The sequence below is a fragment of the Pseudomonas sp. NPDC090755 genome (assembly GCF_044769005.1).
Classification (GTDB): Bacteria; Pseudomonadota; Gammaproteobacteria; order Pseudomonadales; family Pseudomonadaceae; genus Aquipseudomonas.
Genome location: NZ_JBIVXC010000001.1, coordinates 714,977 through 727,135, shown reverse-complemented (window position 1 = coordinate 727,135; position 12,159 = coordinate 714,977). Strand labels below are relative to the sequence as shown.

Annotated in this window: 12 protein-coding genes; 10 read left to right on the top strand and 2 right to left on the bottom strand. The window is 63.9% G+C overall.

Annotation, left to right across the window (positions count from 1 at the left end):
• Nucleotides 1-17: 17 nt before the first annotated feature.
• From ACIQUS_RS03335 to ACIQUS_RS03305, 7 genes are all read left to right on the top strand, one after another.
• Nucleotides 18-455, top strand: coding sequence for an NfeD family protein (locus ACIQUS_RS03335; protein WP_403042818.1), 438 nt, complete (start codon nucleotides 18-20; stop codon nucleotides 453-455).
• A 23-nt stretch (nucleotides 456-478) separates the two neighbouring features.
• Nucleotides 479-1,336: an SPFH domain-containing protein gene (locus ACIQUS_RS03330; RefSeq protein WP_403042816.1), complete on the top strand. Its 858-nt coding sequence runs from the start codon at nucleotides 479-481 to the stop codon at nucleotides 1,334-1,336.
• Nucleotides 1,337-1,436: 100 nt separating this feature from the next.
• Complete coding sequence (locus ACIQUS_RS03325; protein ID WP_403042813.1) at nucleotides 1,437-1,829, top strand: DUF2946 domain-containing protein; 393 nt, start codon at nucleotides 1,437-1,439, stop codon at nucleotides 1,827-1,829.
• 47 nt (nucleotides 1,830-1,876) lie between these two features.
• Entirely contained in the window at nucleotides 1,877-2,347 is a 471-nt protein-coding gene (locus ACIQUS_RS03320) for a copper chaperone PCu(A)C (RefSeq protein WP_403042810.1), read from the top strand.
• A 19-nt stretch (nucleotides 2,348-2,366) separates the two neighbouring features.
• Nucleotides 2,367-2,789 (top strand): DUF2946 domain-containing protein, encoded by a 423-nt coding sequence (locus ACIQUS_RS03315; protein ID WP_403042807.1) that lies wholly within the window; start codon nucleotides 2,367-2,369, stop codon nucleotides 2,787-2,789.
• An 80-nt stretch (nucleotides 2,790-2,869) separates the two neighbouring features.
• A complete protein-coding gene (locus tag ACIQUS_RS03310) occupies nucleotides 2,870-4,936 on the top strand; it encodes a TonB-dependent copper receptor (RefSeq protein ID WP_403042805.1) in 2,067 nt (688 codons plus the stop codon).
• 58 nt (nucleotides 4,937-4,994) lie between these two features.
• On the top strand, nucleotides 4,995-6,368 hold the full coding sequence (locus tag ACIQUS_RS03305; RefSeq protein ID WP_403042802.1) for a PepSY-associated TM helix domain-containing protein: 1,374 nt from the start codon (nucleotides 4,995-4,997) through the stop codon (nucleotides 6,366-6,368).
• A 115-nt stretch (nucleotides 6,369-6,483) separates the two neighbouring features.
• On the opposite strand, the gene ACIQUS_RS03300 is transcribed toward ACIQUS_RS03305, so the two are convergent.
• Together ACIQUS_RS03300 and ACIQUS_RS03295 are read right to left on the bottom strand one after the other, a co-directional pair.
• Complete coding sequence (locus tag ACIQUS_RS03300) at nucleotides 6,484-7,566, bottom strand: hypothetical protein (protein ID WP_403042799.1); 1,083 nt, start codon at nucleotides 7,564-7,566, stop codon at nucleotides 6,484-6,486.
• A gap of 10 nt (nucleotides 7,567-7,576) precedes the next feature.
• Nucleotides 7,577-9,031 (bottom strand): hypothetical protein, encoded by a 1,455-nt coding sequence (locus ACIQUS_RS03295; RefSeq protein WP_403042797.1) that lies wholly within the window; start codon nucleotides 9,029-9,031, stop codon nucleotides 7,577-7,579.
• A 307-nt stretch (nucleotides 9,032-9,338) separates the two neighbouring features.
• Here ACIQUS_RS03295 and ACIQUS_RS03290 point away from each other — a divergent pair, with 307 nt between their 5' ends.
• From ACIQUS_RS03290 to ACIQUS_RS03280, 3 genes are read left to right on the top strand one after another with little or no spacing between them, the layout of a single operon-like run.
• Nucleotides 9,339-10,127 carry an ABC transporter ATP-binding protein gene (locus ACIQUS_RS03290; RefSeq protein WP_403042795.1) on the top strand — a complete coding sequence of 263 codons (789 nt, stop codon included), beginning with the start codon at nucleotides 9,339-9,341 and terminating at the stop codon, nucleotides 10,125-10,127.
• Nucleotides 10,124-11,071, top strand: a complete 948-nt coding sequence (locus ACIQUS_RS03285; RefSeq protein WP_403042792.1) for an ABC transporter substrate-binding protein — start codon at nucleotides 10,124-10,126, stop codon at nucleotides 11,069-11,071. Before ACIQUS_RS03290 ends, ACIQUS_RS03285 begins: the two co-directional genes overlap by 4 nt.
• Nucleotides 11,068-12,078 (top strand): FecCD family ABC transporter permease, encoded by a 1,011-nt coding sequence (locus tag ACIQUS_RS03280; protein WP_403042789.1) that lies wholly within the window; start codon nucleotides 11,068-11,070, stop codon nucleotides 12,076-12,078. The genes ACIQUS_RS03285 and ACIQUS_RS03280 overlap by 4 nt, the downstream gene beginning before the upstream one ends.
• The last annotated feature ends 81 nt before the right edge of the window (nucleotides 12,079-12,159 follow it).

Sequence of the window (12,159 nt, the reverse complement as noted above, 5' to 3'; positions counted from 1 at the left end):
CAGGAAGACTCGCCCATATGGACATGCAATGGTGGATCTGGCTGGTGTTCGGTTTCGGCCTGATTGTGCTCGAACTGCTCCTGCCCACCTTCTTCATCCTCTGGTTCGGCATCGGCGCCGTACTGGTGTCGCTGGTCGCCTATCTGGCACCAAGCCTGCAATTGGACATGCAGATGCTGTTGTGGGTGGCGTTCTCCTCGCTCATCACCGTCCTGTGGTTCAAGGTGTTTCGCAAGAAGCAGCCTGACACCCGCTGGACCGCCGACGATGTGATCGGCCAGGTCGGCCTGCTCACGGCCACGGTCTCGGAATTCCAGAAAGGCCGCGTGCGCTTCCAGAAACCCATCCTCGGCAACGAAGAGTGGGTGTGCATCGCCGATGCCGAGATCCAGTCCGGCGAGCGTGTTCGCCTCACCGCCATCGAAGGCAATACCGCCCGCGTTACCCGGGCCTGACCCGCAAAAGGAATGTTCGCCTCATGACCAGCCTCATTGTCGTCAGCACTATCGCCCTGTTCGTCATCGTCACCCTGTTCAAGGGGGTGCGCATCGTGCCCCAGGGCGAAGAGTGGATTGTCGAGCGCCTGGGTCGCTACCACAGCACCCTCAAGCCAGGCCTGAACATCGTCATCCCCTACGTGGATGTGGTCGCCTACCGCCTGCCCACCAAGGACATCATCCTCGATGTGCAGCAGCAGGAGATCATCACCCGCGACAACGCGGTGATCGTCGCCAATGCCCTGTGTTTCGCCAAGGTCGTCGACCCGCAGAAAGCCGCCTACGGCGTGCAGGACTTTTCCTTCGCCGTGACCAGCCTGACCATGACCGCCCTACGCGCGATAGTCGGCGCCATGGACCTCGACGAAGCACTGTCCAGCCGCGAACAGATCAAGGCGCGCCTGCGTGAGGCCATGTCCGAGCAAACTGAAGACTGGGGCGTGACCGTGCGTTCGGTGGAAATCCAGGACATCAAGCCCTCGGAAAACATGCAGGCGGCCATGGAGCGCCAGGCCGCCGCCGAGCGTGAACGCAAGGCCGACGTGACCCGTGCCGAGGGCGCCAAGCAGGCGGCGATCCTCGAGGCCCAGGCACGCCAGCAGGCGGCCAAGCTCGATGCCGAGGCGCAGATCAATCTCGCCGAGGCTTCGGCACGCTCGATCACCCTGGTCAAGGAAGCGGTGGGCACCGAGATCACCCCGGCCATGTACCTACTGGGCGAACGCTACATCGGCGCGATGGAGTCCCTGGCCAGCAGCGACAACGCCAAGGTCGTGGTACTGCCGGCCGACCTGCAGGAAACCGTGCGCGGCTTGATGGGTCGCAACAAGCCGGTCTAGGACAAGGCCCTCAGGGGTGCGGTAATTCACCGCACCCTCGGCAATTTTGCCTACACTGGGGGTTACAATAGCCACCACCTGATTCCAACCGGAACGCCTCATGTCCTCACATCGGCCCGCCATTGCCTGGATCGCCTGCTTCGCAGTGCTGTTCAATCTGCTGGCCATGCCGTTGGCGTCCGCCGCGCCCAAGGGGCCGGCCGAGCAACTCCTGTGGGGTGCGTTCTGTTCGAGTGTGGGCGCCAAGGCCACACCCGAAATCATGGCCCTGGGCAAGCTCGACCTCGGTCAGCAGGGCGATGACCATTCCGGCATGCAACACTGCTGGTGCTGCTCCGGCGCAGCGCCCTTGCTGGCACTGCCGGGGCATGTACCACGCCTGACCACACCACCCGTACTGCCCGACACGCTGGAGCCGCTGCTCGCTGCATACCAGCCCACGCCACGGCAACTGTGGCCAGCCCTCAACCCCCGCGCCTCTCCTCTGGTCTGACTTCACTGCGCACACTGCTGCAACCCCAAATCGACCGGAGAATCACCATGATCAAGAACGCCCTGCTGCTGGCTGCGCTGTTGCTGCCGGCGACCTTTGCCAACGCCCACGAATACACCAAGGGTGACCTGCATATCGCCCACCCGTGGTCGCAGGAACTGCCGCCCAACGCGCCCAACGTGGCCGCCTACTTCATCGTCCACAACAGCGGCAACACTGCCGACACCTTGCTCGGCGTCGACAGCCCGATCAGCGACGACGCCCAGTTGCACGAGCATGTGCACAAGGACGGCCTGATGAAGATGCAGCAGGTACAGCGTGTCGAGGTGCCCGCCGGCAAGGACCTGGTCTTCGCCCCGGGGGCCTACCACGTGATGCTGATGCAACCCAAGGACCGCAGCCTGCTCAGCGATGGCAAGCGCTTCCCGCTGACCCTGCACTTCCAGAAAGCCGGCGATATCACCGTCGAGGTCGCGGTGCAGAAGCAGGCGCCTGAAGAAGCGGCCCACTCGCACTGATCGCCAAGCGCGGCGCGCCATGAGCATCGCCCGCAGCAGACTCACCCGCCCCACCCGCCCTGACACCCGAAGGGCGCGCGGCAGCTGGCTGAGCCTGTTCGCCATGTTGATGATCTTTATCGGCCCACTGGTTTCCCAGTCGATGCCGATGGATCACCGTGCCATGCCGGCAGGCATGAGCATGAGCATGGAAGGCGCTGCCGACTGCCACGGTGACAGCCACCATCGCAACAGCCCCTCCCTGAACATGGTCTGGGAGAAGTGTGGCTATTGCAGCCTGTTCTTCCACTGCCCGGCGCTGCCCCAGGCCCTGAGCCTGCTCAACACCGATCCCCTTCCCTCCGGCAGCCCGCTGCTGGTCCCGCCTCACCGGGGGCATGCGCGGCATACGGTCTTCCCTGGGGCCAGGCCCCGCGCACCGCCGTCTTTCATCGTCGTCTGAATACACCGTTTGCGCACAAGCGTCCGGCCTCATGCCGCGGACCTTGCGTGCCCTCATGACTGATCGATGTTGGAATCACTATGTCCGGCTGCACTGCTGTTTTTCGCCTGTCCCTGCAAGGGACCCTCGCCGCGCTCTGCGGTACCCTGCTCAGCCCCCTGGCCGTGGCCGCCAGCCCTCAGGGTGACGAACACCCTCACGAGCACAATGAACTGAGCCCGACGGTCATCACCGCCGTGGCCCCCAGTTCGCCCCTGACCATCGTCACCAACCCCAAGGAGCCGCGCCAGCCCGTGCCGGCCAGCGACGGCGCCGACTACCTCAAGACCATTCCCGGCTTCTCGGCAATCCGCGCCGGCGGCACCAATGGCGATCCGGTCCTGCGCGGCATGTTCGGCTCACGGTTGAACATCCTCACCAACGGCGGCGTGATGCTCGGCGCCTGCCCCAATCGCATGGACGCCCCCACCTCCTACATCTCGCCGGAGACATATGACCGCCTGACCGTGATCAAGGGCCCGCAAAGCGTGATCTGGGGCCCGGGGGCTTCGGCCGGGACCATTCTCTTCGACCGCGACCCGGAGAAATTCGGTGAGCTCGGCAGCCGCGTCAATGCCAGCCTGCTGGCCGGTTCCAATGGCCGCTTCGACAAGCTGGTCGACACAGCGGCGGGCAACCAACTGGGCTATGCGCGCTTTGTCGGCAACCAATCGCACGCCGACGACTACGAAGACGGCAACGGCGACACCGTGCCATCGCGCTGGGACAAATGGAACGGTGACGTAGCCCTGGGCTGGACACCGGATGCCGACACCCTGGTCGAGCTCACCGCCGGCAAGGGCGATGGCGAGGCCCGCTACGCCGGACGCGGCATGGACGGTTCGCAGTTCAAACGCGAAAGCCTGGGCCTGCGCTTCGAAAAGTCCAGCATCGGCGAGGTCTGGGACAAGCTCGAAGCCCAGGTCTACTACAACTACGCCGACCACGTGATGGACAACTACAGCCTGCGCACGCCCTCGGGCATGGGCATGATGGGCATGCCGATGGTCAGCAACGTCGACCGCCGTACCCTGGGTGGCCGGGTCAAGGGCACCTGGCGCTGGAGCGAGTTGCAACTGATTGCCGGTGTCGATGCACAGACCAACGAACACCGTCAGCGCGGCGGCATGGGCATCGATGTGCACAAGCAGATGCCCTGGACCAAGGACGCCGACTTCCACAACTACGGGGTGTTCGGTGAACTGACCTGGTACGCCGCCGACCAGGACCGACTGATCACCGGCGCCCGCCTGGACCGCGCCTCGGCCAAGGACTACCGTGCCACCAGCCCCACCAACGGCGATACCCGTGCCGACACCCTGCCCAGCGCCTTCGTCCGCTACGAACACGACCTGGTCGAAATGCCCGCCACCACCTACATCGGCCTGGGGCACGCCCAGCGCTTTCCCGACTACTGGGAGCTGTTCTCGCCCAAGTCCGGCCCGGCAGGCTCGGTCAATGCCTTCGACAGCATCAAGCCGGAGAAGACCACCCAGCTCGACTTTGGCATCCAGTACCAGACCGATGACCTGCAGGCCTGGGCCTCGGGCTACGTCGGGCAGATCCGCGACTACATCCTGTTCGACTACCGCAGCGCAATGATGGGCATGAGCACCTCCCGGGCACAGAACATCGACGCCCGGATCATGGGTGGCGAACTGGGCGCTGCCTACAACCTGACCCCGAACTGGAAAGCCGACGCGACACTGGCCTACGCTTGGGGCAAGAACAGCAGTGATGGCAAAGCGCTTCCACAGATGCCACCTCTGGAAAGCCGCCTGGGCCTGACCTACAGCCGCGACGACTGGAGCGCCGGCGCCCTGTGGCGGGTGGTGGCCGCGCAGAACCGTATTGCCGAGGGCTACGGCAATGTGGTCGGCAAGGACTACGAGAAAAGTTCAGGCTTTGGGGTGTTCTCGCTCAATGGCAGCTACAGGGTCAGTCAGCACCTCAAGCTCAGTGCCGGGGTCGACAACCTGTTCGACAAGGCATACGCCGAACACCTGAACCTGGCGGGCAACGCCGGCTTCGGCTACCCGGCAAGTGATCCACAAGCGATCAACGAGCCGGGGCGCACGCTCTGGACCAAGGTCGACCTGAGTTTCTGATCCACCACCGGGGCGCGATCAGCGATCGCGCCCTACTTTGGCAACATGGGAGCACACCATGAGCAAACCGTCGGTTTCCTTCTACAACCTGGCCTGGCGCTGGCACTTCTATGCAGGGCTGTTCGTCGCCCCGTTCATGATCCTGCTGGCGATCACCGGGATCATCTACCTGTTCAAGCCGCAACTCGATCCTTTGCTCTACCGCGACCTGATGGTGGTCGAGGCCGGGCATCACCCAGAGAGCGCCGACCACCTGCTGCACCAGGTGCGCGCGGCCTACCCCAAGGGACAGGTCAGCCAGTACCTGCCCGCCACCAGCGCGGACCGTAGCGCGCAGTTCGTGGTCCAGGACGGCGGCCGAGAACTGAATGTGTTCATCAACCCCTATGACGGCAGGCTGCTGGGCGAACAGGACGCGAAAGCCAACCTGCAAGCCGTCGCCCGCGCTCTGCATGGCGAGCTGATGATCGGCACCGTCGGTGACCGCCTGGTGGAACTGGCGGCCGGCTGGGGCGTGGTGCTGGTGGTCTCCGGCCTGTACTTGTGGTGGCCACGCGGAGCGCGCTCGGCGGGTGTGCTCTGGCCTCGCCTGAATGCCCGCGGGCGCCTGCTCTGGCGCGACCTGCATGCGGTCACCGGTTTCTGGGGCTCGGCGCTGCTGCTGTTGATGCTGCTCAGCGGCATGACCTGGACCGGCTTCTGGGGCAAGCATTACGCCGATGTCTGGAACAGCTTCCCGGCGACCATGTGGAATGATGTGCCCAAGTCCGACCAGCAGGCCCGCGAACTCAACAGCGCGACCCGCCAGACCGTCCCCTGGGCGGTGGAAAATACGCCGATGCCGCAGTCCGGTGCCCACGCCGAGCATGCCGGCCACGACATGGGTTCAAGCGCCCCGGCCGCGCCGCAGATCAGCCTGCAGCAGGTCCAGGACCTGGCCGGCAGCAACGCGGTCGAGCCTGGCTACAGCATCACACTGCCCACCAGCGCCGACGGCGTGTACACCATCGCCGTGTTCGCCGACGACCCGCGCAACGACGCCACCCTGCATGTCGACCAGTACACCGGCAAGGTCCTGGTGGATGTGCGCTGGCAGGACTACAACGGCGTCGCCCGCGCCACGGAAGTGGGCGTGATGCTGCATGAAGGCAAGATGTTCGGCCCACTGAACCAGATCATTATCCTGCTGGTATGCCTGATGATCCTGTTGGGCTCGGTGAGTGGCCTGGTGATGTGGTGGAAGCGTCGTCCACAGGGGAGCCTGGGAGTGCCGCCGCTGCGTCATGATCTGCCGAAGTGGAAGACGGCGATCGTGATCATGGCTGGCCTGGGGGTGGCATTTCCGCTCGTGGGGGCCTCACTGCTGGCGATTCTGGTCCTGGATTGGGGAGTGCTGTCCCGCCTGGGGCCGAAAGTGGAAATGGGTGTGTAGCCGCTGCCGCAGACTGCGATCGGGCGCGAAGCGACCACAAACTGTCACGACCCGCTGCTTTAAAGCAAACATCTAAAGAGCAGTACGGCGTCAGCACTCAGGACCTGATTCGATGTCAAGTCGACCCAGGTTCCTCCAGGGGGCGAACGGAAGGTGGCGGCTCAGTACACGACCCGCCATCGACACGTTTGATCAGCGTCCACTTCACTGCCTGCGCGTCCTTGTACGGCAGGCGCTGGCCTTGCTGCAGGTCCTCGTACTCGAAGCCCTTTCGGCCAAAAGTCGACCACTTGCCGCTATGGCTGGCCGGTTCACCGGACCAGCCGCTGATGAACTCCCCCTCCCGCGTGATGAACTGCGCTTCGCGCTCAGGCCAGCGGTACAGCTCCTCGGGCTCGCCCCGGGGAAAGAAGCCGCGCTCCGGAACTTCGATGAACTCGCCTTCAACGCGACGAATCAGGGTCCAGCCAGTCTCCGCCCATCGGGATTCCGTCCAGTTGTAGGCGCGTTTTCCGGTGTGTTCGCTGACATAGTCACTGCGACTTACCCCCTGAAGCGCCCGTACACCGCCCTCGAATCGAGTGGGATACAACAATTGCGCCGCCGCGAATTCAATGTCTGGTAGATAGATGCCGATCTGCTTGGCGCCTTCATCCTTTTCAATTCGAACACTGGGGTCCAGCACGTAACGAGGGATGCGCCGGGGTAATTCAGCCACCTCATACTGACCACCTTGCCCAATGTACGTCAAAGAACCTTCACGCCATTCCCCCCCGGTTGTTGCCCCTATCCGCATATCCAGCTTGGTGGCCACGTCTTGCGCTAACGAGATGCGCTTTTTCTCCTCCTCGGTCATCCAGCCATCCCAGAACTCGCTGATGCCACGATTCCAGTTGCTTAATGTGTTACCTACCCCTCCAAAGGCACTCGGATCGTTATGGGTACGCAGGATGTAAGCCTTGATGTAACGTTCTCGGGCAGGCCGTATGTTCGGCAATACCCGTGTTCCCCAGGTCACATCAGCCTGTTGCCATAACGGTTTGTTGCGCTGGTGTGGGTCGAGCTCCTGTTGCAGGCGGGCATAGGCAGCCTCGTGGGCATCGATCAGTTCGATAACCTGATCGCGGGTAGCCGCGATATGCTTGGCGCAACTGAAAGCTTCGAGCAGGTAGCACTCCAGGGGATGTAATACAGCCATGGGGGACTCCTTAATTCGGGTACCAGTTATGGGTGAGCTCGGGCAGCCCCAGAAAGGGCTTGAGCGGGTCCAGGTCGGGATCGCCCGTGCCGTCGTCGTATCCCCAGCCAGTTGCTCTTCGGGGGCTTACAAATTCCGGTTTCAGGTCATCTGGATTCAACAAGATCTGCTCTCGTCCACCTTCCAGCTTGTAGGCATCTGCGGAGTCAAATTTCTGCGTCGCTGCCCGCCCCTCCCAGACCTTGAGGGGCTGGCCCGGCGGCACGGTGTACACCACATATTCGCCATTCTCATTCCAGTGTTTCCAGACGGCGAAGTGACGTCGCCATTCACCTTTGGAAGTCAGTTTCTGGAACTCGGCTTCACGCATCCAGAACGTGCCGTTGTCATAGGAGTTCATACCGGGCTCCACCACTCGATAGAGTCGTTCTCCCCCTGAGACCGACGAAGCTCGCAGAGAATCATCGAAGGTAGTGAACTTACCTTGTAAGGGTGGGCTCCCGGAGGTGACACGAATATCCGGCCAACCGTTGGCAATATTGTCCACGGCGCCGGGTGGCAGGTCTCTAATCGCCGCAAACTTCGCCTTCACAACCTCATCCACCCACTCCGGCCGCCGCTGCTTCATCAGCTCCAACTCAGCATCGGCCCGCTGCCCCAGCACATGAACATTGTTGCCCGGCCGCACGCGGTAGGCGTTGTCGGCCTCCACCCGCAGGCGGTTGGCCAGTGCGTCCAGGTAATCCCGGGTCGGGCCGATCGCCTGCTCCACCCCGGCGCGGGCCTGGGCGGACACCCGCTCCAGAACAGCCGCCAACGCTTGCACCGGTGCTGTGAGCGAGGCCGGGGCCCAGTCGGTGACGAGTTTCATCAAGCCACGGGTAGCGTCCAACAGGGTCTTGAAGCCGTCCAGCAGCAGGTTCACGTTGAGCTGGTCCTTGAGCGCATCGACTTTTTCCGCCAGGTACTGATGGATGTTGTAGATATCCATCTGGGCCAATCGCTTGCGCACCACCGCAATGCCCAGGTAACGGTCCAGCAGACGTACGCCCTGCTCGATCATCGCCGTGTCACGCTCCGTGGGCTTGAGGGCACTGTGAAACCTGCGCCGTGCCGCGTGGAACATCACCTTGAGGCAGCCCTTGAACAACGAGCCGATGATCGGCAGCGCCCCGATCAGGGTCAGCACCATGGCAATCCAGGCACCGGTATCGCTGCTGTCCTGGTCGATCTTGCGGCAGTTGGCGATGAAGTCGCGAATGTCGCAGAGCTGGTCCACCAGCGGCACCATGGAGATCACCGTACCGGTGACGATCTGCGCCGTGGTGGGGTCGTCATGGAAGTCGCCTTGCAGGGTTTCCCACAGCCAGGTGCCGCTGTCTTCGGCGCGCTGCCGGACACCGGAAAGCCAGCCGGACGGCGCTGGCTGGAAGAACGCCAGTGCGTTCTGAAGGTCTTCAGTCATGAGCGTGCATCGTAAGGGGGGCCTGGTAAGGGATCGATTTCCACCTTTGTCAGGGGGCCGTGAAGCCTGTCACGACGGCACGTGCAATCAACATAGGAAATATCCCGAAGCGATGCGGGACGCTTCTGAAACCCTCAGGCAAACCCTACCCCCGTAGCCGCTGCCGCAGGCTGCGATGGAGACCGTCAGGCCTCCCTTGCGCAGTTCGAGGTACTGCGCCAGCGGCTGCGGGGCAAATCCGCTACCATGGGTGCCCGTTTTTGACAGGGTCCTGCCGGCAATGGCCCGGCAGGGCCGCAGGATCTTCATGAGCACCCTGAGTATCAGCGGCCTGCACTGGTCGCCCCTGGGCCACGGCCATTGTCATCATCAGTTCCAGTTGCGCGAGGTCGATCTCAAGGTCGGCGCCGGGGAGTTCGTCGGCCTGATCGGTCCCAACGGCAGCGGCAAGACCAGCCTGCTGCGCTGCGCCTACCGCTTCAACAAACCGGAGCGCGGCCAGGTGCACCTGGATGAGCACGACCTGTGGCGACAGTCGCCACGCTGGTGCGCCCAGCGCATTGCCGTGGTCCTGCAGGAGTTTCCCGATGCCTTCGGCCTGAACGTCGAGGAAGTTGTCGCCATGGGCCGCACCCCGCACAAAGGTCTGTTCGATGGTGACAACGAGCAAGACCGTCGCCTGGTCCGGGAAGCCTTGCAGACCGTGGGCCTTGCAGGTTTCGACGATCACGCCTTCGCCAGCCTGTCAGGTGGCGAAAAGCAGCGTGTCATTCTCGCCCGCGCCCTGGTCCAGCAACCGCAACTGCTGATCCTCGACGAACCGACCAACCACCTCGATCCACGCTACCAGCTGGAGTTGCTGCAACAGGTCCGGCGCCTGGGCATCGGCACCCTGGCGAGCATCCATGACCTGAACCTGGCCGCCGCCTTCTGTGACCGCCTGTATGTGCTGGACCACGGTCGCATTGTTGCCAGCGGCACACCGAGTGAAGTGCTCACGGTCGAACTGCTGCATGACGTCTTCGGCGTGCAGGCGCTGATCGACCGTCACCCCCTGGCCGACCACCCACGCCTTACCTGGATAACCCAGCGATGATTCGAACCACCCTGCTTCTCTTGCTGGGCCTGCTCGCCAACGCCAGCGCATTCGCCCAGGCCAGCCAGTACCCGTTGACCGTGCAAAGCTGCAACCGCCAGGTGACCTTCAACAAGGCCCCCGAGCGTGCCCTGAGCCACGACATCAACATGACCCAGATGATGCTCGCCCTCGGCCTGCGCCAGCGCATGGTCGGCTACAGCGGCGTGAGCGGCTGGAAGGCCGTCACACCCGAACTGCGCAAGGAGCTCGATGGCCTGCCGGAGCTGGCCAGCAAGTACCCGTCGGTGGAAACCCTGCTCGATGCCAACGTCGATTTCTTCTTCGCCGGCTGGGACTACGGCATGCGCATCGGCGGCGACCTGACCCCACAGAGCCTGGCGCCCCTGGGCATCCCGGTGTACGAGCTGACCGAGTCCTGCGCCTTCGTCATGAAGCGCCCGGCCGCCCGCCTTGACGACACCTACAACGACCTGCGCAACCTGGGCCGGATCTTCGATGTGCAGGATCGCGCCGAGCAATTGATCGGGCAGATGCAGCAGCGGGTCGCCACCGTGCAGCAACAGCTGCCCGCGCAGCGTCCCCGGGTGTTCCTCTATGACAGCGGCGAGGATCGGGCCATGACCTCCGGCCGCCTGGGCATACCCCAGGCCCTGATCGAGGCCGCTGGTGGCCGTAACGTGCTGGACGATATCGAGGCCAGCTGGACCCGGGTCAACTGGGAAAGCGTGGTCGAGCGCAACCCCGAACTGATCGTCATCGTCGACTACGGCGAAGTCAGCGCGGCCCAGAAGCAGGCGTTCCTCGAACAGCACCCGGCGCTGCAGTCGGTGCCGGCGATCCGTGACAAGCGTTTCGTGGTCATCCCCTACGTGGCCGCGACACCAAGCCTGGAAAACGTCGAAGCCATCGAAGCCATCGCTGCGGGCCTGCACGGCGCATGAGTCGCTATCGTCTGCTGTTGCTCGGTCTGAGCGGCCTGTTGCTGGTGTCCTGCGTGGTGTCGCTGGGTTTCGGTGCCGCCCCGGTGCCGGTCGAGGTGGTGTGGCGGGTGCTGCTGTTCAAGCTGTTCGGTATCGCCCCCGAGGTGCCCGCCTGGACCACCGGCCAGGAACATATCGTCTGGCTGATCCGTGTACCGCGCATGCTGCTGGCGGCGCTGGTCGGCGGTGGCCTGGCGCTGATCGGCGCGGTGCTCCAGGCCGTCACCCGCAACCCCCTGGCCGACCCGCACCTGTTGGGCGTGACCTCCGGTGCGACCCTCGGCGCGGTGCTGGTGGTGCTGCATATCGGCGAACTGCTCGGGGTGCTGACCTTGCCCCTGGCGGCCTTCATCGGCGCGCTGTGCAGCATGCTGCTGGTGCTGGCCATCGCCAGCCGCCATGGCCGCCTGGACAGCGACCGGCTGCTGCTGTGCGGCGTGGCGGTGGCCTTTGTGATGATGGCGATTGCCAACCTGCTGTTGTTTCTCGGCGATCACCGGGCAAGCTCGGCGGTGATGTTCTGGATGCTCGGCGGCCTGGGCTTGGCCCGCTGGGAGCTGCTGCCGATTCCGGCGATCAGCGTACTGCTGGGGCTGACCCTGCTGCTGGGCATGGCCCGTGCCCTCAATGCGCTGATGGCAGGTGAACAGACCGCCGTGACCCTCGGCCTGAATGCCCGCTCGGTGCGGCTGTTGGCGTTCCTGATCTGCTCGCTGCTGACCGGCGTGCTGGTGGCAATCAGCGGCTCGATCGGCTTCGTCGGCCTGATGGTGCCGCACATCGCCCGGCGCCTGGTCGGTGCTGAGCATACCCGCCTGCTGCCGGTGTGCCTGCTGTCAGGCAGCCTGTTCCTGATCTGGGTCGATGTCGCCGCGCGCACGCTGATTTCACCCGAGGACCTGCCGATCGGCATTGCCACCGCTGCCATCGGCGGCCTGTTCTTCATTGGCCTGATGCGCAAACGCTGACCCTACGCAAGCCACCTTTGGTCTTGAGACGTATTGTCGCGGCTGCGCCGCAAAGCCGCGTGTTAGCCTAGGGCGCACAAG